Source organism: Bacillus sp. FSL W8-0223, assembly GCF_038006805.1.
Classification (GTDB): Bacteria; Bacillota; Bacilli; order Bacillales; family DSM-4216; genus Bacillus_O; species Bacillus_O smithii.
The window spans coordinates 2,857,652-2,882,123 of sequence record NZ_JBBOVX010000001.1 but is presented as its reverse complement, the minus strand read 5'-3'; the positions used below and the strand labels follow the sequence as shown (position 1 = coordinate 2,882,123).

11 protein-coding genes, 21 tRNA genes and 3 rRNA genes are annotated in these 24,472 nt (G+C 43.4%); 32 read left to right on the top strand and 3 right to left on the bottom strand.

All coding sequences use genetic code 11. From position 1 onward, the window contains the following. The first annotated feature begins 729 nt into the window (after window positions 1–729). The 3 genes from NST81_RS13895 to NST81_RS13885 all read left to right on the top strand — a co-directional run bounded on the left by NST81_RS13895 (window position 730) and on the right by NST81_RS13885 (window position 5,302). Complete coding sequence (locus NST81_RS13895) at window positions 730–2,829, top strand: glycosyltransferase family 39 protein (protein ID WP_371836620.1); 2,100 nt, start codon at window positions 730–732, stop codon at window positions 2,827–2,829. Between the two features lie 307 nt (window positions 2,830–3,136). Continuing rightward, the gene (locus NST81_RS13890) at window positions 3,137–4,327 is read left to right on the top strand and encodes an MFS transporter (protein WP_341030092.1); all 1,191 of its coding nucleotides are present in this window, start codon (window positions 3,137–3,139) and stop codon (window positions 4,325–4,327) included. Between the two features lie 570 nt (window positions 4,328–4,897). Then, entirely contained in the window at window positions 4,898–5,302 is a 405-nt protein-coding gene (locus NST81_RS13885) for a YugN-like family protein (protein ID WP_327797021.1), read from the top strand. Here NST81_RS13885 and NST81_RS13880 read toward each other — a convergent pair. Then, entirely contained in the window at window positions 5,299–6,285 is a 987-nt protein-coding gene (locus tag NST81_RS13880; protein WP_341030091.1) for a potassium channel family protein, read from the bottom strand. The genes NST81_RS13885 and NST81_RS13880 overlap by 4 nt on opposite strands. A gap of 239 nt (window positions 6,286–6,524) precedes the next feature. Here NST81_RS13880 and NST81_RS13875 point away from each other — a divergent pair, with 239 nt between their 5' ends. Then, the gene (locus NST81_RS13875; protein WP_169799149.1) at window positions 6,525–6,692 is read left to right on the top strand and encodes a hypothetical protein; all 168 of its coding nucleotides are present in this window, start codon (window positions 6,525–6,527) and stop codon (window positions 6,690–6,692) included. A gap of 495 nt (window positions 6,693–7,187) precedes the next feature. Here the strand turns inward: NST81_RS13875 and NST81_RS13870 are convergent. Beyond that, window positions 7,188–7,260, bottom strand: a tRNA-Ala gene (locus tag NST81_RS13870). Between the two features lie 149 nt (window positions 7,261–7,409). After that, on the bottom strand, window positions 7,410–8,096 hold the full coding sequence (locus NST81_RS13865; RefSeq protein ID WP_327797103.1) for an MgtC/SapB family protein: 687 nt from the start codon (window positions 8,094–8,096) through the stop codon (window positions 7,410–7,412). An 869-nt stretch (window positions 8,097–8,965) separates the two neighbouring features. Here NST81_RS13865 and NST81_RS13860 point away from each other — a divergent pair. The 28 genes from NST81_RS13860 to NST81_RS13725 all read left to right on the top strand — a co-directional run bounded on the left by NST81_RS13860 (window position 8,966) and on the right by NST81_RS13725 (window position 24,232). After that, a 16S ribosomal RNA gene (locus NST81_RS13860) occupies window positions 8,966–10,520 on the top strand. A gap of 260 nt (window positions 10,521–10,780) precedes the next feature. Then, window positions 10,781–13,713, top strand: a 23S ribosomal RNA gene (locus tag NST81_RS13855). Window positions 13,714–13,878: 165 nt separating this feature from the next. Further along, a 5S ribosomal RNA gene (rrf, locus tag NST81_RS13850) occupies window positions 13,879–13,994 on the top strand. Together the 16S, 23S and 5S rRNA genes with 20 tRNA genes alongside form the textbook arrangement of a ribosomal RNA operon. Window positions 13,995–14,000: 6 nt before the next feature. Then, window positions 14,001–14,076 (top strand) — tRNA-Val (locus tag NST81_RS13845). A gap of 10 nt (window positions 14,077–14,086) precedes the next feature. Continuing rightward, window positions 14,087–14,162, top strand: a tRNA-Thr gene (locus NST81_RS13840). A gap of 129 nt (window positions 14,163–14,291) precedes the next feature. Continuing rightward, window positions 14,292–14,364: transfer RNA gene (locus NST81_RS13835), tRNA-Lys, on the top strand. 6 nt (window positions 14,365–14,370) lie between these two features. Next, a tRNA-Leu gene (locus NST81_RS13830) sits at window positions 14,371–14,452 on the top strand. Window positions 14,453–14,461: 9 nt separating this feature from the next. Further along, window positions 14,462–14,536, top strand: a tRNA-Gly gene (locus NST81_RS13825). A 7-nt stretch (window positions 14,537–14,543) separates the two neighbouring features. Next, a tRNA-Leu gene (locus tag NST81_RS13820) sits at window positions 14,544–14,629 on the top strand. Between the two features lie 7 nt (window positions 14,630–14,636). After that, a tRNA-Arg gene (locus NST81_RS13815) sits at window positions 14,637–14,713 on the top strand. 2 nt (window positions 14,714–14,715) lie between these two features. Beyond that, window positions 14,716–14,789 (top strand) — tRNA-Pro (locus tag NST81_RS13810). A gap of 16 nt (window positions 14,790–14,805) precedes the next feature. Next, window positions 14,806–14,881: transfer RNA gene (locus NST81_RS13805), tRNA-Ala, on the top strand. Window positions 14,882–14,903: 22 nt separating this feature from the next. Next, a tRNA-Met gene (locus tag NST81_RS13800) sits at window positions 14,904–14,977 on the top strand. A gap of 6 nt (window positions 14,978–14,983) precedes the next feature. Continuing rightward, a tRNA-Ile gene (locus tag NST81_RS13795) sits at window positions 14,984–15,060 on the top strand. A 9-nt stretch (window positions 15,061–15,069) separates the two neighbouring features. After that, a tRNA-Ser gene (locus tag NST81_RS13790) sits at window positions 15,070–15,162 on the top strand. Window positions 15,163–15,182: 20 nt separating this feature from the next. Further along, window positions 15,183–15,256 (top strand) — tRNA-Met (locus tag NST81_RS13785). A 31-nt stretch (window positions 15,257–15,287) separates the two neighbouring features. After that, window positions 15,288–15,363, top strand: a tRNA-Phe gene (locus NST81_RS13780). Window positions 15,364–15,396: 33 nt separating this feature from the next. After that, window positions 15,397–15,472 (top strand) — tRNA-His (locus tag NST81_RS13775). An 11-nt stretch (window positions 15,473–15,483) separates the two neighbouring features. After that, window positions 15,484–15,557: transfer RNA gene (locus NST81_RS13770), tRNA-Gly, on the top strand. 13 nt (window positions 15,558–15,570) lie between these two features. Then, window positions 15,571–15,644, top strand: a tRNA-Ile gene (locus NST81_RS13765). A 6-nt stretch (window positions 15,645–15,650) separates the two neighbouring features. Next, a tRNA-Asn gene (locus NST81_RS13760) sits at window positions 15,651–15,722 on the top strand. A 14-nt stretch (window positions 15,723–15,736) separates the two neighbouring features. Then, window positions 15,737–15,829: transfer RNA gene (locus NST81_RS13755), tRNA-Ser, on the top strand. A gap of 13 nt (window positions 15,830–15,842) precedes the next feature. After that, window positions 15,843–15,914 (top strand) — tRNA-Glu (locus NST81_RS13750). A 356-nt stretch (window positions 15,915–16,270) separates the two neighbouring features. Next, entirely contained in the window at window positions 16,271–18,271 is a 2,001-nt protein-coding gene (glgB, locus tag NST81_RS13745; RefSeq protein ID WP_244878009.1) for a 1,4-alpha-glucan branching enzyme, read from the top strand. Beyond that, on the top strand, window positions 18,213–19,286 hold the full coding sequence (locus NST81_RS13740; RefSeq protein ID WP_244878008.1) for a glucose-1-phosphate adenylyltransferase: 1,074 nt from the start codon (window positions 18,213–18,215) through the stop codon (window positions 19,284–19,286). Before glgB ends, NST81_RS13740 begins: the two co-directional genes overlap by 59 nt. Window positions 19,287–19,330: 44 nt before the next feature. Next, complete coding sequence (locus NST81_RS13735; protein WP_341030090.1) at window positions 19,331–20,359, top strand: sugar phosphate nucleotidyltransferase; 1,029 nt, start codon at window positions 19,331–19,333, stop codon at window positions 20,357–20,359. Then, the gene (gene glgA / locus NST81_RS13730; RefSeq protein ID WP_341030089.1) at window positions 20,356–21,807 is read left to right on the top strand and encodes a glycogen synthase GlgA; all 1,452 of its coding nucleotides are present in this window, start codon (window positions 20,356–20,358) and stop codon (window positions 21,805–21,807) included. The genes NST81_RS13735 and glgA overlap by 4 nt, the downstream gene beginning before the upstream one ends. Further along, window positions 21,794–24,232 carry a glycogen/starch/alpha-glucan phosphorylase gene (locus tag NST81_RS13725; RefSeq protein ID WP_341030088.1) on the top strand — a complete coding sequence of 813 codons (2,439 nt, stop codon included), beginning with the start codon at window positions 21,794–21,796 and terminating at the stop codon, window positions 24,230–24,232. Before glgA ends, NST81_RS13725 begins: the two co-directional genes overlap by 14 nt. Window positions 24,233–24,472 lie beyond the last annotated feature (240 nt).

Genomic DNA, 24,472 nt, shown 5'->3' with positions numbered 1-24,472 from the left:
AAAATAGGGCTTTTTTATTTTCTTTGAAATGGAGAGAGAGTAAGTGTTGTTTATAAAAGTTTCATGTCTGCCATTGGCGATATTGTCGGTTTTTTCTTGGGTGGCTGGACCGGACCTTTAACAACCTGGTTTTCCTTCTGCTGACTATACAGCGGGATTAATCGCAGGAGTGGTAGAAAAGAATCTTAGCAGCAAAATTGGATTTAAAAGTATTGACGCTTGTAGGGGCAGGAATTTTAGTTGGCCTTTCGATTGGAAAAGTATATGTCTTTCTGACGCAATCATTTTCTTTTATATCTAAAACGAAGTGCTTTCTATCATAAAAAACGGCGGTCACATTTCAGTGTCAGTTTGCTAATGTAGCTCCTTCTTAGGATAAACCTAAGTCAAGGAGCTTTTTTATTGCCGCTTTCTATCGGGATATATCTTATCAAACTTTTGTCAAGAAATTCGAAAATGAAAATTCCGTTTATTGCTTTCTTGATTTTTCCTCCAATTTCTTGCCTTCACAAACAACAAAAGCTTTTTTTATTTTCTCCTCCTTCGTTTCATCAAACATTCGTTAAGAAAAAATTAAGGAAAATTTTATATGATCAACACGGTTTCAAATAAGGGTCGAACTGGGGCATAAGCGGGCTTTATAAAGATTCTCCGAAAATGTATTCATTGTAAGAATTTTATTATTTGAGAGCGGGATTCTCTACTTTAAAAAAGGAGCGAATAATAATTATGAGAATGAAATTAAAAGGAAGAATCGATTTTTTATTGTTAGGAATTCTCCTTCTCTCGATTTTTCTTAATTTTTATCGGTTAAAGGATGCCGGATCCAATACATATTATACGGTGGCTGTTAAAAGTATGTTGACAAGCTTCCATACGTTTTTCTATGCATCCTTCGATCCTGCGGGATTTATTACCGTGGATAAGCCTCCCGTTGCGTTGTGGATCCAAGCGCTTAGTGCGTATCTCTTTGGATTAAGCGACTTTAGTGTTCTGTTGCCGGAAGCACTTGCAGGGGTAATATCCGTATGGCTCATGTATGTCATTATCAAACCTCAATTTGGACGAAAAGCAGCTTTACTGTCCAGCTTAGTATTGGCATGCACACCCATCTTTGTAGCCGTTGTACGTACAAATAATGTAGACAGTATTCTCATTATGACGCTCTTAGTGGCCACATGGTCTTTAATGAAAGCAGTGGAAAAACAAAAAATTCGCTGGTTATTATTGAGTTTTTTTCTCGTCGGAATTGGTTTTAACATTAAAATGCTGCAAGCTTATATGGTATTACCGGCGTTTTATCTTTTTTATTTTATCGCGGCGAAATCAAAATGGACGAAACGAATGGTACAGTTGATTGCGGCAACCGTTGTGCTCCTTGTCGTATCCCTTTCATGGGCGACGATTGTGGACATGGTGCCGAAAGATAAGCGCCCTTACATCGGAAGCAGCCAGACAAACTCTGTACTTGAACTGGCTTTAGGCTATAATGGGATCTCACGTTTAACAGGAATGGACCATGGAAATGGCAGAGCTTTCAAAGGAATGCCGAACATGGAGCAAAATCAAAAGCAGTTTGAAAACGGAAACGGGAGTTCTCCACAAGGAATGCCCTATGGGAATAGAACACCGGGAAATGGAGAATTTCCTCCCTCCTTTGGCCAAGATGGCGGTAAACACTTGATGGGGAATGGAGGAATGGGAAGGGGAATGTTTGGAACCGGAAATCCCGGTGTAACCCGACTCTTCTCGAAAGAATTAGCCGGTCAAATTAGTTGGCTGTTGCCATTCGTCCTCTTTTCGGTTATTGGATTAATTGTATCGTATCGGAAAACGAGAGAATTTACGATGCAGCATAAATTTGCGATCTTTTGGCTGGCATGGCTTATACCGATGATGATCTTTTTCAGCATCGCGGGATTTTTCCATCAGTATTATTTAAGTATGATGGGTCCTGCCATTGCGGGGTTAGTCGGAATGGGCTGGATAATTTTATGGGATTTCTACAAGAAGAAGCAAGGATGGCCAAGTTGGCTTTTGCCTGCGGCTATTCTAGCTACCGCTTTCTTTGAAACATTGATCTTATTCCAAAATAGAGAAGCTGTATCGGAAACATGGATGGCTTTTACTGCGATAGTTGGAGTTATTTTATTCGTGTTCTTGACGATCATGCAAAATCGAGAAAAAGCTGCTTACTTCCTGTCTGTTGCGGGAATGCTTGCCGTGCTGATCCTTCCGTTTTATTGGGGACTTACGACCGTTTTACATGGGGGAAACAGCACAATTCCAGTTGCAGGACCTACGAGTCAATCATTTGGCCCGATGATGGATGAAAAAAGGAACTCTGCACAACCGGGTGAAGCACCAGCCGGGATGTTCCATACCGGACAAAGTGTCGGAAGGCCGAGTGGCCAAACAGATTTTAGACAAAGAGGCGGAATGATGGAAGAAGAAGTGAATACAAAACTCCTGAATTATTTAGAAAAACACTATCATGGGGAAAAATTTATGTTAGCTGTTGATAGTGCGACAACCGCCGCTCCATTCATGTTGAAAACCAATTATGCTGTGATGGCGATGGGAGGATTTTTAGGAAGTGATCCTGTTTTGACGCCTCAGAAGCTTGAAAAGATGGCAAAAGCGGGTGAAGTGAAATATTTCCTGATTTCTTCAGGCATGGGAATGGGACGCGATCAGAAAATCAACGAGTGGATTGAAAAGAATTGCAAAGAAGTTCCAAGCAGTGAGTGGGAATCGGCAAAGAACTCTGACAACAATCAACATTTTCGCCGAGATCAAAATATGAAACTTTACGTGTATAAAGGATAAAAGAGGGGGGAGTGAGTCTCTCCCCTAACTTTATCATAAGGAAAAAAATGGATAACAGCTTGTCATGCAAAACAATTACAACATTCCAGACTGCCGAGTTTCAAAATACTTTATATTGGGTATGAAATGAATAACGAATAGCAAACCCTTGCAATGAAATGTTTTATTTTGTCTTTGCATAGCATGATAGAAGGAAACTCATCTACTAAAAATCTATACTTTTTTAGATAAAGTAAATTGGAGACTACCTGTTTAGTGGATTCTTAAAAACAAGTAGTTTATTATTCTGAACGGGTAGGTGATATTCATGTATTGGAAACGTACTTTATGGGTTTTATGGCCGGCTAATTTTTTACAAGCCGCCGGAATGAGTCTTATCATACCGTTTTTACCGTTATATATTGAAAAGCTGGGAGTTCATCATATTCAAAATGTGGAACATTGGACAGGATGGATTTTCTCAGCTCAATTTATCACTTCTTTTTTATTTCAACCATTATGGGGTTCTTTGGCCGATAAATATGGACGGAAAGTGATGCTGCTACGTTCTTCCGTCGGGATGGGGATTGTGACCATTTTAATGGGGATTGTGACAAGTCCTTGGCAATTGCTTGGTCTGCGACTAATCAATGGTTTATTTTCCGGTTTTATTTCGATGTCCATTTCATTGCAGGCTTCTGTGACGCCGGACAAAGACTCGGGAAAGGCGCTTGGAACGTTGCAAACGGGTCAAATTGTCGGTACGCTGATCGGCCCGCTGATTGGCGGAATATTGTCTGAGCTGGTTGGATTTGAAGGAGTATTTTTTCTCACAGGAAGCCTTATTTTATTAGCCGGGCTGGTGGTCATGATCTTTATAAAAGAGACAGCAACGGTTAAGAAAGAAAAGGCATCAAAACAAAAAAAGAATTGGAAATCGTTAAAACCGCTTCTCCCTGTCTTTATTGCGGCCACAATTACACAATTGGCCATGATGAGCATTCAGCCCATCATCACACTATACACAAAAACACTATATCACGGAAGACATTTGGCCTTTATAGTCGGACTTGTCAGTGCAGTTACTGGCATCGCCAATCTGATTGGCTCTCCTATTTTAGGGAGAATAGGAGATAAAATTGGGCAGCGAAAAATTTTAATCATATCCCTCACGATGTCTGCCTTGGCTTTCTTGCCGCAAGTGTTAGCTAAAAATATCACTCTTTTGCTTATTGGACGCTTTTTTCTAGGACTGTTTACCGGAGGAATGATCCCTTCGTTAAACGTTTTGGTCAAGAAATTAGCCCCCGCCAATCTCCAAGGAATGGCGTTTGGAATCAATTCTTCCGCACGGTTTCTTGGAAATTTGCTGGGGCCTTTGTTAGGAAGTTCGATTGCTGCGGCTTATAACATAAAGCTTATATTTTATGTCACTATGGCGTTTCTGTTGGTAAACATGGTATTGATATTGCGAAACAAAAGTCTGGAAGTTCCTGTTACCAAAATGAAAAACAGCTAGTTTCATACCAAAAGATGTAGATGGCGCAAACATTCGTTTTTTGTTTGTGCAGTCTCCAAAAAGCATATTCATCATCAGCTTCTTCCAAAGTCATGGAACTGCTGATTTGTCGATTATGGGTAATACTTTTACAGTAGCTGAAAACCTTGTCTCTTCCCCAAATTCAAAAGTCTGAACTTAGACCTTCTTTTACTTTGACCAGCTTCAGGGCAATCCAAGTGATGAATGATATCTCGTTCTTCATGCTGCTTGGTTTTCCCTGCAGCTATGATTGATTCTCCTCTTTCTTGATCTCCTAAATTGAAAACTAAAGATGCTTCAAGTTATAAGTGGCATGTTGTGCGAAAATTGGACCACTCACAAACTTTCCATCGAGATCAAAACTCCAAGACTGTGTAAGAATAAAGATCATAAAGCCGCTTATTTTATTCCAAAAACATGAAACACTGCCGCAACTGGCAAGCTAAAAAGAAACAAAACCATACATAATGAAGAAGCATAGTGTTAAAAACAAAATGACGGATTCTTTAAGATAAGCTGTAAATACTAAAAAGAAAGGAGGGAATTGCAATGATTCAAATACCTTCGAAAATAGAGGGGCGGCATTATTCTTTATATAATCTGGAACAATCATTAAAACCAAAAGGGTTTCAAATTGGCGGGAATTGGGATTATGATCATGGATCGTTCGATTATAAAATCAGCGATGATGAAGGTTATCAATTTTTACGCATCCCATTTACGGCTGTAGACGGCCAATTGGATTCAGCAGGTGTAACTGTGAAACTAGGGAGGCCATTTTTAATGAATCATGTATATCAGCGCGGCTTGGACGATTATGCTTCCTCCGGAAATTTGGCCGCCTCTTTTAATCAATTTTCGGAACCGCAAGAGAAAGATGCTGAATTTCCGGAAGAGTATATCCAGTTTGGAAGACAGCTTGTGCGTGACATCGAGTCTTTGTTGATAGACTAATCGGATATAATGATCAGCTGAAAACTTTTTTTCATTGTTAATTCAGGTGGGGGGTTGATGATTACGTCTTCTTCCCGCTTCACTCCGAGCAGAAGCATTCGTTTTTGGATGAGCACATTGCTTAACTGTCGAAAGGTCAACCCATCCCACTCGTCTTCCATTACGATCGTTTTGAAATGACTGCCATTCACATGATCAAATAGATCCATTACGGCGTCAGACATTCCGTGGCAAAGCAAGCTGTTCAACATAGCGAAACTTGCAAGCTGATTCGTATGAATCAATTCATCTGCACCGGCTCTTTTAGCATTTTCTACTTGTTCTGCCGTTAAAATTTCTGCTAAACAATAGACGTTTGGATTCATTCCTTTTACAGCGATAATCGTTAAGATGGTGGCCATATCCGCTTGACGTTCGTTTTTATCCTGATCCGCTGTAATCAAAACGAGATCGGCTTGCTTTACATTTCCTTTTTGCAAGGTGTCGTCTTGATAAGGAACTCCTTTAATAAAGTGCACTCTGCCATCTGAAAATGGATTTTGGTGCAAAGACTCATCGATCAACAAGATGGACTTGGAATTTTTTAAGAGAGACCAATGATGAATAAACGCACGCGATCGTTCATTCCAGCCGATAATGACGATATGGCGGTCTTCCTTAAATGTTTCTTTGCCATCTATATAGGCATTTTGACGAGTGACCGCGGTTGCTGCTAATGAGGCGAAATAAGTCGTTAAAAATCCGGCGCCGGCAAAAATTAGAATCAATCCGATTAGCCGCCCTTCTAATGTTGCGGGAACGTAATCTCCGTAGCCAACCGTGGAGGCGGTGATCACAGCCCACCAGATTCCTTCAAATATAGTAGGAAAAGTGACCGGTTCCAAGAAGTGAATAATGACTCCGGCTGCTACAATAATGGCTACAGAGATGGCTAATACACGGCCGACAAGCGGCCAGCGCAGAAAAATCCGGTAAAAAGCCATTCCGCATCCAGCTCCTTTATTTTCTGTCTATCAGTATGTCCGTTTTGTCGGCATTGCATAACTAGAGAACAAAGACTCTCAAGTCGGAGCATGTTTTTTTGGAACTTCGATAAACTAAAACTATAAACGAAACTTCTCCATATGGATAAGATTGCTTTTTATTGAACACAAATTCTTGATTTATTGTCTTATGAGAGTTTTTCATCTAAACCAAAAAGATGAGAAAGGAGGGGCGGAAGATGGGAAAATGGAATGAAGAAGCGGCCCCAAACAATAATTTGAATTCGGCAGAGCTTCGATCTTCGAAAATGCCTTCTCAAGAACGAGACAGCCACCCGTTTGCAGAAGCACTGTCCGATGACGGTGAACGAAATAAATGGGCGGAACGACAAACAAAAAGATCATAGTCATAAAAGAAATAGTGAATGGAGATTTCCTTTGCGTAGCGTTGAGGAAGCGTGCCTTTTTTCTACTCATTTAATGGTTGAATATCCTTTCCGGTGATAAACGAACAGTAATGACTCATGGGAGATCAGTCCGATCATATGATGTAATCTCTTATGACAGAGGAAAATTCGTTATTTGATTAAAATAAAAACGCCTTCCTTTTTAAGCAAGGCCTTTTTGCATTCATTAACCCAGCATATATGGAGAACAGGGGATCTTAAGCAGAAGCGAAGTTGAAGTAACTTGAATTTTTTTAAGTCTCTGTTGTTTTTTTCTATCAGTAGATCAAAACAAACAGCATTCAAAGAGTGTTTGTTCAACAAAAGTATAGAACTCAAACTAGCATTTAACACATTTTATCATAATAAGGGTTTGCATTTGTTTGCAAATGAAATGTATAAAAAAACAGTGCGGTTGCCATATGGTCTAACCGCACTGAATTCACGTTTTTATGATGGAGCATAGGGGGCTCGAACCCCTGACCTTCGCGCTGCCAGCACGACGCTCTCCCAGCTGAGCTAATGCCCCGTTTTTTTGTAACTCTTAAAACGAACAATTACATTATAATTATTTTGTTTTAAAAAGACAAGAGGTTTTTTATATTTTTTTATTCTTTCCATTGCTGCATTCATGGCGAAGAGGTCTTTGTTACACAACAATATAAGCGTCTAAAAAAACTAAAGACTTTCGATTTCCACGTTTTCCACTCCAGGAATTTCAGAAACAGAATAGTACAGTTGAGTAGTCCTTCTCCGGAAATCTACGGACACATTTAGTTCTAGGAGATGAGTATTTCCGTCTTTCAGGTCTTTAATATGAATATTGTCGATTGTAATTTTATCTTTTTGAATAATATCAATCACTTCTTGAATCTGTTCTTTATTTTTAATGGTCATTTTGAGCAATACTTCTTTTTCACGCAATTTTTTAGGCCCAATCACAAGAAAAACAAGGGGAATTATTTCTACGCTGATGATCAGTAAAACAACGCCAGCAATCGCTTCAACGTAAAATCCGGCTCCGACTGCAATTCCAATCCCGGCGGCACCCCAGATAATCGCAGCAGTTGTCAAACCTGATATACTGTCATTGCCTCTGCGCAAAATGACGCCCGCTCCTAAAAAACCAATCCCTGAAACAATTTGGGCTGCAAGACGGAGAGGATCCATCGTGATATTCACATCATGATTTGCGGGAAATACATAAGCAGACTCACTTGAAACGATCGTCAACAAGCAGCTGACGATCGATATAACCAAACTAGTTTTCAATCCGACCGGTTTTCTTTTTAATTCCCGTTCCAAACCAATGATTAGTCCTAATACTGCTGAAATGACAAGTTTCACTAATATATGAAAGTCCATCCAATCCATTCTCCTCATCCCTCCTTATCGAAATTTGGATCATTGGTATTTTCAATTCTTTTTTGGATTCTTTAAGCAATTTTAATTTTAATTTATTATGAAATTAAGTAAGTATCTTTATAAAATAAAATGAAGCTCTTATCGGCGTCAAGCATTTTGATTTAGAAATGAAGGAAGGATTGTTTCCTGTTTTTGCTCAAAAGCTTCATTTTCCGTTTCCGTCATAACCTAGAAGGGGCAAAGGCTAATTTGAACACTATTATTCTGATAAGTTATGTTTACAATCTGACGTTTATGACATGGAATTTTACAAATCACAAATTCCTATTCAATACAGCCTTCCAGTCCTCCTAAAGTAGAGACAGTTGATAGATGTTCTTTCGTATTTGGAGAGTCATCATATTATGAGTACACATTTCGTTTTGAACGGCTATTTTACGATGGTTGTTCCTATGTAGATAATTTTTTGTCTAGTTAAAAGGAGATTATGTACCAAATGGACTGAGTGAATAAAAACATTTTTACGATAAAATGAAAATGACCTATCTGTTTTTAAAGCAATATGGGATATTTTAAAAGTTAAAATGCATCATTTATTCGCCTAACCTAATTATTTAACGCCAAAAAGTAATGCAATATTGTATTCTTTTTTGACTTTAGAACAATGAAGAAAAATTTTTTTAAAAAAGTGGTTGCCAAGGGACTTTTTTCATGATATATTATTAATCGTCCGTTAGATACGGATGAAAAACTTGATGTTGATTTGAGTTTGTGATATAATAGAAAAGTCGCTTTTGATAGATCCTTGAAAACTGAACAAAACGAAGCGTAAACCAATGTTTCAATCGAAACAAGCCAAGTCAAATTTCTTTTTGGAGAGTTTGATCCTGGCTCAGGACGAACGCTGGCGGCGTGCCTAATACATGCAAGTCGAGCGGACTTTCAAGAAGCTTGCTTTTTGAAAGTTAGCGGCGGACGGGTGAGTAACACGTGGGCAACCTGCCTGCAAGACGGGGATAACTCCGGGAAACCGGGGCTAATACCGGATAATATCTTCCTTCGCATGAAGGAAGGTTGAAAGGCGGCGCAAGCTGCCGCTTGCAGATGGGCCCGCGGCGCATTAGCTAGTTGGTGAGGTAACGGCTCACCAAGGCGACGATGCGTAGCCGACCTGAGAGGGTGATCGGCCACACTGGGACTGAGACACGGCCCAGACTCCTACGGGAGGCAGCAGTAGGGAATCTTCCGCAATGGACGAAAGTCTGACGGAGCAACGCCGCGTGAGCGAAGAAGGTCTTCGGATCGTAAAGCTCTGTTGTCAGGGAAGAACAAGTACCGTTCGAACAGGGCGGTACCTTGACGGTACCTGACCAGAAAGCCACGGCTAACTACGTGCCAGCAGCCGCGGTAATACGTAGGTGGCAAGCGTTGTCCGGAATTATTGGGCGTAAAGCGCGCGCAGGCGGTCTCTTAAGTCTGATGTGAAAGCCCACGGCTCAACCGTGGAGGGTCATTGGAAACTGGGAGACTTGAGTGCAGAAGAGGAGAGCGGAATTCCACGTGTAGCGGTGAAATGCGTAGAGATGTGGAGGAACACCAGTGGCGAAGGCGGCTCTCTGGTCTGTAACTGACGCTGAGGCGCGAAAGCGTGGGGAGCGAACAGGATTAGATACCCTGGTAGTCCACGCCGTAAACGATGAGTGCTAAGTGTTAGAGGGCTTCCACCCTTTAGTGCTGCAGCTAACGCATTAAGCACTCCGCCTGGGGAGTACGGCCGCAAGGCTGAAACTCAAAGGAATTGACGGGGGCCCGCACAAGCGGTGGAGCATGTGGTTTAATTCGAAGCAACGCGAAGAACCTTACCAGGTCTTGACATCCTTCGCTACCTCTAGAGATAGAGGGTTCCCCTTCGGGGGACGGAGTGACAGGTGGTGCATGGTTGTCGTCAGCTCGTGTCGTGAGATGTTGGGTTAAGTCCCGCAACGAGCGCAACCCTTGACCTTAGTTGCCAGCATTCAGTTGGGCACTCTAAGGTGACTGCCGGTGACAAACCGGAGGAAGGTGGGGATGACGTCAAATCATCATGCCCCTTATGACCTGGGCTACACACGTGCTACAATGGATGGTACAAAGGGTCGCGAAACCGCGAGGTGGAGCCAATCCCAAAAAACCATTCTCAGTTCGGATTGCAGGCTGCAACTCGCCTGCATGAAGCCGGAATCGCTAGTAATCGCGGATCAGCATGCCGCGGTGAATACGTTCCCGGGCCTTGTACACACCGCCCGTCACACCACGAGAGTTTGCAACACCCGAAGTCGGTGAGGTAACCCTTACGGGAGCCAGCCGCCGAAGGTGGGGCAGATGATTGGGGTGAAGTCGTAACAAGGTAGCCGTATCGGAAGGTGCGGCTGGATCACCTCCTTTCTAAGGAAGAAGAAAAGCAGAGGCGACTGTTCAGGTGCGACAAGCACAAGACAGCTTGCGAGGAGGTAGTATTTCAACCACCGCAGCAAGATGGATTGTGACCTCGAGCACCTAGGAGCCGGAGCTGGACAGATATCAATTGTACGCTTTCGTTTTGTTCAGTTTTGAAGGATTTCATCCTTCCAAGTTGTTCCTTGAAAACTAGATAGAAAAAAGAAGCAGCATAAACCGAGTATCGCCATCTAGGATAAAACCAACATGGTTAAGTTAGAAAGGGCGCACGGTGGATGCCTTGGCACTAGGAGCCGATGAAGGACGGGACTAACTCCGAAAAGCTCCGGGGAGCTGTACGTAAGCGTTGATCCGGAGATTTCCGAATGGGGAAACCCGCTGCCCGTAATGGGGCAGCATCCTTGCCTGAATCCATAGGGTAAGGAAGGCAACCCGGGGAACTGAAACATCTAAGTACCCGGAGGAAGAGAAAGCAACAGCGATTCCCTGAGTAGCGGCGAGCGAAACGGGAACAGCCCAAACCAGAAGGCTTGCCTTCTGGGGTTGTAGGACACCAATCGTGGAGTCACAAAGGAACGAGGTAGACGAAGAGGTCTGGAAAGGCCCGTCAGAGAAGGTAACAACCCTGTAGTCGAAACTTCGTTCCCTCCCTGGTGGATCCTGAGTACGGCGGGACACGAGGAATCCCGTCGGAAGCTGGGAGGACCATCTCCCAAGGCTAAATACTCCCTAGTGACCGATAGTGAACCAGTACCGTGAGGGAAAGGTGAAAAGCACCCCGGGAGGGGAGTGAAAGAGAACCTGAAACCGTGTGCCTACAAGTAGTCAGAGCCCGTTTACGGGTGATGGCGTGCCTTTTGTAGAATGAACCGGCGAGTTGCGATCTTATGCGAGGTTAAGTCGAAAAGACGGAGCCGTAGCGAAAGCGAGTCTGAACAGGGCGCATGAGTATGGGGTCGCAGACCCGAAACCAGGTGATCTACCCATGTCCAGGGTGAAGGTGAGGTAACACTTACTGGAGGCCCGAACCCACGCACGTTGAAAAGTGCGGGGATGAGGTGTGGGTAGGGGTGAAATTCCAATCGAACTTGGAGATAGCTGGTTCTCTCCGAAATAGCTTTAGGGCTAGCCTCAAGGAAAGAGTCTTGGAGGTAGAGCACTGTTTGGACTAGGGGCCCTCATCGGGTTACCGAATTCAGACAAACTCCGAATGCCAGCGACTTATCCTTGGGAGTCAGACTGCGAGTGATAAGATCCGTGGTCAAAAGGGAAACAGCCCAGACCGCCAGCTAAGGTCCCAAAGTATACGTTAAGTGGAAAAGGATGTGGAATTGCTTAGACAACCAGGATGTTGGCTTAGAAGCAGCCACCATTTAAAGAGTGCGTAATAGCTCACTGGTCGAGTGATTCTGCGCCGAAAATGTACCGGGGCTAAACGTATCACCGAAGCTGCGGGTGGACACCTTCGGGTGTCCGCGGTAGGAGAGCGTTCTAAGGGCAGAGAAGCCAGACCGGAAGGACTGGTGGAGCGCTTAGAAGTGAGAATGCCGGTATGAGTAGCGAAAGAAGGGTGAGAATCCCTTCCACCGAATGCCTAAGGTTTCCTGAGGAAGGCTCGTCCTCTCAGGGTTAGTCGGGACCTAAGCCGAGGCCGACAGGCGTAGGCGATGGACAACAGGTTGATATTCCTGTACCACCTCTTTTCCGTTTGAGCGATGGGGGGACGCAGGAGGATAGGGTAAGCGCACTGTTGGATGTGCGTCCAAGCAGTGAGAGGGGCAGCGAGGCAAATCCCGTTGTCACTAACCTCAAGCTGTGACGGCGAGGGAAATATAGTACCGAAGTTCCTGATTCCACACTGCCAAGAAAAGCCTCTAGCGAGGAAAAAGGTGCCCGTACCGCAAACCGACACAGGTAGGCGAGGAGAGAATCCTAAGGTGTGCGAGAGAACTCTCGTTAAGGAACTCGGCAAAATGACCCCGTAACTTCGGGAGAAGGGGTGCTTTTTGGGGTGCATAGCCCCGAGAAGCCGCAGTGAATAGGCCCAGGCGACTGTTTAGCAAAAACACAGGTCTCTGCGAAGCCGTAAGGCGAAGTATAGGGGCTGACGCCTGCCCGGTGCTGGAAGGTTAAGGGGAGCGCTTAAAGCTTTGCTTGAAGGTGCGAACCGAAGCCCCAGTAAACGGCGGCCGTAACTATAACGGTCCTAAGGTAGCGAAATTCCTTGTCAGGTAAGTTCTGACCCGCACGAAAGGCGTAACGATCTGGGCACTGTCTCAACGAGAGACTCGGTGAAATTATAGTACCTGTGAAGATGCAGGTTACCCGCGACAGGACGGAAAGACCCCGTGGAGCTTTACTGCAGCCTGATATTGAATTTTGGTACAGCTTGTACAGGATAGGTAGGAGCCTTGGAAACCGGAGCGCCAGCTTCGGTGGAGGCGCCGGTGGGATACTACCCTGGCTGTACTGAAATTCTAACCCGCACCCCTGATCGGGGTGGGAGACAGTGTCAGGTGGGCAGTTTGACTGGGGCGGTCGCCTCCTAAAAGGTAACGGAGGCGCCCAAAGGTTCCCTCAGAATGGTTGGAAATCATTCGCAGAGTGCAAAGGCAGAAGGGAGCTTGACTGCGAGACCTACAAGTCGAGCAGGGACGAAAGTCGGGCTTAGTGATCCGGTGGTTCCGTATGGAAGGGCCATCGCTCAACGGATAAAAGCTACCCCGGGGATAACAGGCTTATCTCCCCCAAGAGTCCACATCGACGGGGAGGTTTGGCACCTCGATGTCGGCTCATCGCATCCTGGGGCTGTAGTCGGTCCCAAGGGTTGGGCTGTTCGCCCATTAAAGCGGTACGCGAGCTGGGTTCAGAACGTCGTGAGACAGTTCGGTCCCTATCCGTCGCGGGCGCAGGAAATTTGAGAGGAGCTGTCCTTAGTACGAGAGGACCGGGATGGACGCACCGCTGGTGTACCAGTTGTCTCGCCAGAGGCATCGCTGGGTAGCTATGTGCGGAAGGGATAAGTGCTGAAAGCATCTAAGCATGAAGCCCCCCTCAAGATGAGATTTCCCATTTCTTCGGAAAGTAAGATCCCTGAAAGATGATCAGGTAGATAGGTCCGAGGTGGAAGCGTGGTGACACGTGGAGCTGACGGATACTAATCGATCGAGGACTTAACCAAAAGAAAGCGCGAAATCGGTGAAACTGCTTCTTTTATCTAGTTGTAAAGGAGTACATATAAAGGTTTTACTACATAAAGAATCGTTAAAGAAGAAAAATTTATTCTTGAAAATTAAAAATAATTTGTTATAATAATATTTGTCTTACGACAAACTAGAGTAACTAGTCTGGTGGCGATGGCGAAGAGGTCACACCCGTTCCCATACCGAACACGGAAGTTAAGCTCTTCAGCGCCGATGGTAGTGAGGGGATTCCCCTTGCGAGAGTAGGACGCTGCCAGGCGATGATGGAGGTTTAGCTCAGCTGGGAGAGCACTTGCCTTACAAGCAAGGGGTCGGCGGTTCGATCCCGTCAACCTCCACCATACATAACGAGCCGGCTTAGCTCAATTGGTAGAGCAACTGACTTGTAATCAGTAGGTTGTGGGTTCAAGTCCTACAGCCGGCACCATTTTGATTTGGATCGCTAGATCAATCGGAAAATAATAAACATATTATCTTTGAGAAACGTGTCGGGTTTACCACCCAATCAGATGATCCAGATTCCTAAATACAGCAATTGACCATTCAAATTTGTTATGAGCCATTAGCTCAGTCGGTAGAGCATCTGACTTTTAATCAGAGGGTCGGAGGTTCGAATCCTCCATGGCTCACTTTATGCGGGTGTGGCGGAATTGGCAGACGCACCAGAATCAGGGTCTGGCGCCGCAAGGCGTGGGGGTTCGAGTCCCTTCACCCGCACATGTAAATGCGGAAGTAGTTCAGTGGTAGAACACCACCTTGCCAAGGTGGGGGTCGCGGGTTCGAGTCCCGTCTTCCGCTCCATTATCATGCCGGGGTGGCGGAATTGGCAGACGCACAGGACTTAAAATCCTGCGGTGGGTGACCACCGTGCCGGTTCGAGTCCGGCCCTCGGCACTCGTTTGCGCCCATAGCTCAATTGGATAGAGCGTCTGACTACGGATCAGAAGGTTAGGGGTTCGACTCCTCTTGGGCGCGCCATACGGGAAGTAGCTCAGCTTGGTAGAGCACATGGTTTGGGACCATGGGGTCGCAGGTTCGAATCCTGTCTTCCCGATTGAAATAAAAGTAATGGGGCCTTAGCTCAGCTGGGAGAGCGCCTGCTTTGCACGCAGGAGGTCAGCGGTTCGATCCCGCTAGGCTCCACCAATTACAAGTTTATATGACATATGGCGGTGTAGCTCAGCTGGCTAGAGCGTACGGTTCATACCCGTGAGGTCGGGGGTTCGATCCCCTCCACCGCCATTTAAAGGACCTTTAGCTCAGCTGGTTAGAGCAGACGGCTCATAACCGTCCGGTCGTAGGTTCGAGTCCTACAAGGTCCACCATTCATTCGTGGAGGAGTACCCAAGTCTGGCTGAAGGGATCGGTCTTGAAAACCGACAGGCGGGTTAAACCGCGCGGGGGTTCGAATCCCTCCTCCTCCGCCATTCTGAATGATGATTATCGTCGCGGGGTGGAGCAGTCCGGTAGCTCGTCGGGCTCATAACCCGAAGGTCGCAGGTTCAAATCCTGCCCCCGCAATTGCTTTTCCTTCTTAGAATTTAAATATTTTGGCTCGGTAGCTCAGTCGGTAGAGCAAAGGACTGAAAATCCTTGTGTCGGCGGTTCGATTCCGTCCCGAGCCACCATTTTTGCCCATTGATTCTCATGTAATGTCTATGGCGGCTATGGCGAAGTGGTTAACGCATCGGATTGTGGCTCCGACATTCGTGGGTTCGATTCCCACTAGTCGCCCCATTGCAGTGTTCGCGGGTGTAGTTTAGTGGTAAAACCTCAGCCTTCCAAGCTGATGTCGTGGGTTCGATTCCCATCACCCGCTCCAATTCGTTCAGCATGGGCCTGTAGCTCAGCTGGTTAGAGCGCACGCCTGATAAGCGTGAGGTCGATGGTTCAAGTCCATTCAGGCCCATTTTGTTCCGCAGTAGCTCAGTGGTAGAGCAATCGGCTGTTAACCGATCGGTCGTAGGTTCGAATCCTACCTGCGGAGTCATTTTTGTATAAGGAGAAGTACTCAAGTGGCTGAAGAGGACGGTTTGCTAAACCGTTAGGTCGCAAATATGCGGCGCGCGGGTTCGAATCCCGCCTTCTCCACCATTTATATGAATATGGCCCGTTGGTCAAGTGGTTAAGACACCGCCCTTTCACGGCGGTAACACGGGTTCGAATCCCGTACGGGTCACTCTGAAAAATCGGCAGCATGCTGCCGATTTTTTTGTCTTATCTCCTATTCGTTTTTAGCCGCAGTGTTAAAGCCACTGCGGTTTTTTTATGTTCATATGAGTTTGAACCTCCATATATCTGTTAAGCACATAAATGCTCCCATATGGAAGATATAAAGACTATAAGATGTACTGTTAAAATGAAGTCTTTCCCTCTTTGACGCCTGTATCATTAGAAGCCCTTACATGCTAGACAACATTTTCCCGTGGTGAAATGGTTTGGATTTTGTCAGAAAACAGTGAAAAGTTATAAAAGGAGTTCTCTCTCTAACAGCAGAATTTAATCATGACACTAATTGGAGGAGGGGATACTTTTATGTCTGCATCTGCCCCTACGGATATGGATCATTATTTATTTCATGAAGGAAAACATTTTCATTGTTACGGTCTTTTTGGTGCACACATCCGAAAACGCCATGGTAAGGAAACGACAGAATTTTGTATTTGGGCCCCAAATGCAGTGGAAGTAAGGCTGATGGGTACTTTTAATGGATGGAATGGTGAGGGATACCGTTTGGAGCGTACCGGTCCGGATGGTATATGGTTCCTGTCAGTGAACGGAAATTTGGAAGGAGAGCTATATAAATATGAAATAACGACCCGGGACGGAGAACGTTTTTTGAAAACCGATCCATATGCTTTTTATACGGAAAAGCGTCCGAGAACCGCAGGGATTATTTATTCGTTGAACGACTATAAGTGGCATGATGAATCATGGCTGTTGGAAAAAGAAAAAAAGAGATTATATGACGAGCCCATGTTCATATATGAGGTTCACCTTGGAACGTGGCGAAAGAAAGAAAACGGTGATTTTTATTCTTACAAGGAATTAGCGGAAACTTTAATTCCGTATGTAAAAGAACAAGGATTTACTCATATTGAAATAATGCCGATAACCGAGCATCCATTTGATCTATCTTGGGGATATCAAACAACGGGCTACTACGCCGTGACAAGCCGATACGGAACCCCGCATGATTTTATGTATTTTGTAGATTGCTGCCATCAACACGGTTTAGGGGTTATTTTAGATTGGGTCCCAGGTCATTTTTGCAAGGACGCTCATGGTCTGTCAAAATTTGACGGGAGTTTTTTATATGAATACGAACATGAATGGGATCGGGAAAATTATGTATGGGGAACAGCTAATTTCGACTTAGCTAAAAAGGAAGTTCACAGTTTTTTAATTTCCAATGCGTTATTTTGGCTAGATATTTATCATATAGATGGTTTTAGGATCGATGCCGTTGCGAACCTTCTCTATTGGCCAAACCGCCATGAAAATCAGTTGAATTCTTTTGGAGTTGAATTTTTGAAAAAGCTGAATGAATCGGTCTTTCAGTATGATGAAAATACGCTGATGATTGCAGAAGATTCTACGGACTTTCCTCTTGTTACTTCTCCTGTTTATTGCGGTGGTCTTGGATTTAATTACAAATGGAATATGGGATGGATGAATGATGTTCTTACCTACATGGAATTAGGATTTGAGGAACGTTCTCATTATCATTCTCTTATTAGTTTTTCTTTGATTTACGCTTTTTCTGAAAATTTCATTTTGCCTTTCTCCCATGATGAAGTTGTACACGGCAAGAAATCACTGTTGGATAAAATGCCCGGAGACTATTGGCAAAAGTTTGCCCAGCTTCGCCTGTTAATAGGGTATATGGCGGCTCATCCTGGGAAAAAACTGTTGTTTATGGGCACTGAGCTGGCCCCATTTTCCGAATGGAAAGATCGGGAACAGTTAGATTGGCATTTGAGTCAATATGAGCTTCATGCGAAATTCCAACATTTCTCGAAAACACTGCTCTCCTTATATAAAAAAGAGACTCCTCTTTTTCAACTAGATCATTCCTCTGAAGGATTTGAATGGATTGATGTTCATAATTACAGCCAAAGCATCTTTTCATTTATACGGAAAGACAAAGATGGGAATCTACTTATCGTGATTTGCAATTTCAGAGAGTTTGTGTACGAGAAATATAAGGTAGGAGTGCCCTTTTTGGGAACCTATAAAGAGATTTTGAACAGCGATAGTGAGGAGTTTGGCGGCTCAGGAAGGGTGAATCATAGGCCATTATCGGCGAAAAAAGGGATGTATCATGGCAAACCCGCGTACATAGAATTAATCATACCACCTTTTGCAGTTCTTTATTTAAAACCGGAAACGCTTGAAAGGAAGGAATCAATCGATGGCAAAAGAAAAATGTGTTGCTCTAGTGCTAGCGGGAGGTCAGGGGACCAGGCTGTCCGCGTTGACCAAACAACTGGCAAAACCGGCCGTTCCGTTCGGCGGAAAGTATCGGATCATTGATTTTACTTTGAGCAATTGCTCGAACTCGGGAATTAATACGGTGGGGGTGCTTACCCAATATCAGCCGTTAGTCTTAAACTCTTATATCGGCATCGGAAGCGCCTGGGATCTTGACCGCAAAAACGGAGGAGTGACGGTTTTGCCCCCGTACAGCGAATCATCGACGATGAAATGGTATTCGGGAACAGCTAGTGCCGTTTATCAAAATCTTAATTATTTGCGGCAATATGATCCGGAATATGTATTGATTTTGTCAGGAGACCATATTTATAAAATGGATTACTGCAAAATGCTCGAGTTTCATATTGAAAAGGGTGCAGAGGCGACGATCTCCGTAATCGAAGTGCCATTGAAAGAAGCAAGCCGGTTTGGAATTATGAATACAAATGAAAAAATGGAAATAACCGAATTCGAAGAAAAACCTAAGATTCCAAAAAGCAATTTGGCATCTATGGGAATTTATATTTTTAATTGGGATTTGTTGCAAGATTGTTTAGAAAAAGATAATCAAGATCCTTTATCAAGCCATGATTTTGGAAAAGATATTATTCCGACTCTTTTACGCAAGCGGAGACGTCTTTACGCCTATCCATTTTCGGGGTATTGGAAAGATGTTGGTACGGTTCAAAGTTTATGGGAAGCGAACATGGATTTGCTGGAAGAAGAATGTGGATTAAACATTTTTGATCAATCATGGAGAATTTACTCTGTAAATCCAAACCAGCCTCCGCAATCGATTGGCGAACATGCCGTTATACAGGACTCATTAGTGAATGAAGGGTGCGTCGTGGATGGATATATTCATCATTCGGTTTTATTCCAAGGAGTAGTCGTCGACGAAGAGTCCTATATAAAAGATTCTGTCATTTTGCCCAACACGAAGATAGGAAAATATTGCACGATTGAACGGGCCATTGTTACTTGTGATTTGCCGGAACATACGGAAATCCGCGGTTATGATTTCATGGAAATTCCATTGATTACACAAGATAATCTACAGCAATGGATTGCTTAAAATTGAAAATGAAAATAGAGAATAATAAATAGGGAGGGGATCGATTGAAAGCTTCTTTGCTTGGTGTCATTGATGCAACCACTTATTTTGATTCTATGGAGGAACTGCTAACCCATCGTTGTTTAGCAGCCGTTCCGTTCGCGGGGCGCTATCGCTTGATCGATTTTATTCTTTCCAATATGGTGAATTCGGGAATCGAGAGTGTGGCCATTTTTCCGCGATTTCAGTTCCGTTCCTTAATGGATCATTTAGGATCGGGAAAGGAATGGGATTTAAACCGTAAAAGAGATGGGCTCTTTTTCTTTCCATCACCAGGTTTAGAAGTTATGGAAGAGGGGATTGGATCGTTTAGTCATTTTGCCCATCACATGGATTATTTTGACCGAAGCCAGCAACAATATGCATTAATCAGCAATTGCTTTACGGTTTTTAACATGAACTTTGAACCGATCTTAAATCGATTTATAAATGAAAATTGTGATATTATGATGATTTCCCACCATGGACAATCTATGGATATTTACCTTGTGAAGAAGTCTTTGTTAGTTCAATTGATACAAACAAGGAAAATAACAGGATATCGATGCATGCAGGATGTGGTGGAAGATCAAAATAGTCGTTTGACAATATGCCTGTACGAATATGAAGGATTTGTGAAAAAAATTACTTCGATTGCTTCATACTATCAAGCGAGCATGGATGTGTTGGAACGAGACAATTGGTCAGCATTGTTTAAGGACGGCCAGCCGATCTTTACAAAAGTGAAAGATGAGCCGCCGACAAAATATACGAAATCGGCTATTGTCAAAAATTCGATTATTGCTAATGGCTGTGTCATTGAGGGAACGGTCGAGAATAGTGTGATTTTTCGCGGCGTCAAAATAGAAAAAGGTTCGGTCATAAAGAACAGCATTATTATGCAAAAATCCCAAATCGGCAAGGATTGTCATTTGAATGGAGTCATTGTCGATAAAAATGGCCAAATTAAGAACGGTGTATCTTTGGAAGCTCGGAATGGGTTCCCGATTGTCTTGCCAAAAGGCGCAAAACAAGGAGAGTTGATGAAGTCTTGAAAATATTATTCGTTGTATCGGAATGTGTGCCTTTTATCAAGTCAGGAGGATTGGCAGATGTGGCGGGATCATTGCCAAAAGAATTGAAAAGGTTCGGCAATGATGTTCGCGTCATTCTTCCCAAATACGGCAATATAGAGGGTCGTTGGAAATCGCAAATGACAAAAGAGGCGGAATTGACGGTTTCGGTCGGATGGAGAAATCAATATTGCGGAGTGGAACGGTTAGAATACGATGGAGTGATTTATTATTTTATCGATAATGAATATTATTTTAAAAGAGAGGGCCTGTATGGCTATTTCGATGACGGGGAACGATTTTCTTTTTTTACAAGAGCGGTTTTGGACAGTTTGGCCGCTTTGAATTTTTATCCAGAAATTCTTCATTGTCATGATTGGCATGCCGGAATGATTCCGTTTATGTTACGGATGGAGCATCAACATCGACACGGATATGAATTGATCCGAACCGTCATGACCATTCATAATCTTCAATTCCAAGGAATTTTCCCTAAAACCGTGCTCACTGATTTGCTCGGGTTGAAAGAGGAGCATTATCACCCTTCATTAACCGAATTTTTCGGCAATATTAATTTCCTGAAAGCGGGGCTTGTATCTGCTGATTGGATCACAACGGTTAGTCCGACTTATCGCGAGGAAATTCTAACCCCTTATTTCGGCGAGAAGCTTCACGGAGTATTAAATAGTCGAAAAGAACAGATAACGGGCATACTGAATGGAATAGATGAATCGATATATGATCCTCGTCATGACCCGTATATCGAACCTTATTCGGAAGAAGATCTAAGTGGAAAAAAAGAAAATAAAAAGCGCCTTCAGGAACAGCTTCATTTAAACGTGGAGGAACATATTCCTGTTATAGCGATTATTTCGAGGTTGACAAAACAGAAAGGGCTGGATCTGGTCAAATGTGTATTTCATGAGATCATGCAAGAGAATGTTCAATTGATTGTACTGGGTACGGGAGAAGCAGAATTCGAACGATTTTTTGCCGAAATGGAAAACCTTTATCCAAAAAAAGTTAAAGCCATTTTGGAATTTAACGAGGAAATGGCCCATCGGATTTATGCGGGGGCGGACCTATTTTTAATGCCGTCGAAATTTGAACCGTGCGGATTAGGGCAAATGATCGCAATGAAATACGGTACTCTTCCAATAGTAAGGGAAACAGGCGGGCTCAACGATACGGTTCAATCTTATAATGAAATCACGAAAGAAGGGAACGGGTTTTCGTTTCGAAATTTCAATGCACATGATATGCTGTATACCATTCGGAGAGCACTGTCTTTTTATCGTCAGCCTGACATTCGTCATGAACTGATTAAGCGGGCGTTGGCTGCTGATAACAGTTGGTCTCATTCAGCTTATCAATATAATGAAATGTATGCCGATTTGCTAGCTGGGAGGGAAAGCCATGTTTTCTACTAAAGCAGAGTTTAAGGAAGCATTTTTAAACCGAGTTGAAAGAACGTCTGGAAAAAGTTTTGCGGAAACAACACCTTCGGATCAATTTCAAACATTGGGAAACATGGTGCGGGAGTATATTAGCCTGAATTGGATTCGAACGAATGAACATTATCGTTCTCATCGTCAAAAACAGGTGTACTATTTGTCCATTGAATTTCTTCTTGGAAAGCTTCTTGGACAAAATTTATTAAATGCCGGGATTTATGACCTCGTAAAAGAGGGACTTTCAGAGCTGGGGATTCAACTTTCCGAGTTGGAAGAAATAGAAATGGATGCAGCTCTGGGGAACGGCGGTCTTGGGAGGCTGGCCGCCTGCTTTCTTGATTCGCTTGCAACGCTTGATTTACCTGGACATGGGCTTGGTATTCGCTATAAATACGGCCTTTTTGAACAAAAAATGGTCAATGGCTATCAAGTTGAACTGCCGGAGCAATGGTTGAAGCATGGGCATGTCTGGGAAGTGAGAAAAGCCGATTTAACGATGGAAGTTCCCTTTTGGGGAAGAGTAGAAACGGAGAATGATAATGGAAGGTTGACATTCCATCAATTGGATGCTGAATATGTATCAGCTGTACCATACGATATTCCCGTTATTGGCTATAAACGAAAAACCGTAAATACTTTAAGGCTGTGGAGCGCTGAACCGTCTCGATATATGCCTAATAAAGATGTGATGAAGTATAAGAAAGATACAGAGGCGATTTCAGAATTTCTTTATCCCGATGATGCTCATGATGAAGGAAAAATATTGCGTTTGAAGCAGCAATACTTTCTCGTTTCGGCGAGCATTCAATCGATTGTAAAAAATTATCTTTCCCAGCATAAACAGATTCGGGATTTTCATCGCTATACGGCCATACATATTAACGATACCCATCCTGCTTTGGCGATTCCTGAACTGATGAGGATTTTAATGGACAAACTAGGATTAGGATGGGATGAAGCATGGCATATTACGTCCCATACTTTTTGTTATACGAATCATACTACGTTGTCAGAAGCTCTTGAACGTTGGCCTGTCCGTCTTTTTCAGCCGCTGCTGCCGCGAATTTATATGATTGTTCAAGAAATAAATGAACGTTTTTGCCAACAGCTTTGGGAAAAATATCCGGGAGATTGGGAACGGATTGAGAAGATGGCCATTATTTCGTACGGGGAAGTCCGAATGGCTCATTTGGCGATTTCCGGAAGCTATAGTGTAAATGGAGTGGCCAAACTTCACACAGAAATTTTGAAAAAAAGGGAAATGAAACGGTTTTATGAATTCCAGCCGGAAAAGTTTAACAATAAAACGAATGGAGTGACTCATCGGACATGGCTGTTAAAAGCGAATCCCGAGTTATCCCACTTAATAACGGAATCGATTGGAAACAGCTGGATCAGAGAACCGGAAAAATTAAGCTTATTGAAACAATATGAGGACGATTGGCTGTTTTTAGAACAATTGAAGAAAGTAAAAGCGGCCCGTAAAGAAATATTGGCTGAAAGAATTTGGAAACAAAATGGGATCAAAGTCGACACCCATTCTATTTTTGATGTCCAAGTGAAACGTCTTCATGCCTATAAAAGACAGCTGCTGAATATTCTTCATATTCTTTATTTGTATAACCGCATCCGAGAAGATTCCACTTTTTCTATTTATCCGCGAACTTTTATTTTTGGCGCGAAAGCATCTCCGGGTTACTATTATGCGAAACGAATTATTAAGCTGATCCATTCTTTAGCTGAAATCGTGAATAACGATCCTATTGTCAATCGGTTCATCAAAGTGATATTTCTTGAAAATTACCGCGTTTCGCTTGCAGAAGAAATCATTCCTGCAGCCGATATAAGTGAACAAATTTCTACAGCCAGCAAAGAAGCTTCAGGCACTGGAAATATGAAATTTATGATGAACGGGGCCATTACAGTCGGGACGATGGATGGGGCTAATATTGAGATGTTGGAGCGAGTTGGTTCGGAATCCATTTTGATTTTTGGTTTGACATCGGAAGAAGTGATGAAATTTGAAAAAGAAGGCGGCTATTATTCCCGTGAATATTACCATCATGACAAGCGTATCAGGCGGGCGGTAGATCGGCTGGTTGATGGTCTATTGCCTGATTCCGAACAGTTCGAAGTGATTTATGATTCTTTGCTTGAAGGAAATGATCAGTATTTTGTGTTAAAAGATTTTTCTCCTTATGTGGCGATTCAAGAAAAAGCAGGATATCTCTATGAAAAAGAACAAGAGCGTTGGTTGCGAATGATGGTTCAAAATATCGCGCAGTCAGGATATTTTTCCAGTGACAGGACCGTTCAAGAATATGCCAAAGAGATATGGAAGATTGGAAAATATGAAAATCGAGACGAATCAGACTTTTCGTCAATGGAACCTTTGTTTTGAATAAATCAAATGTTCGGCGGGCGCCTTTTCAGCAAGAATAAAAGCAGCTTTATGGGACTGTTATATTGTTTTCCCCGGCTCCCGCCAATTGGCATTCAGCCATTCACTTCTATGATCCATCCCCTCGTTGATTTTAAAAACCCCTTTCCATCCTTGCGGGCGACAATGCTCATCATCCAGACATCTATTTTTGTACAAAGAAAAAACCTGTCCTCATTATAGGGACAGGTCAGAGTGTAG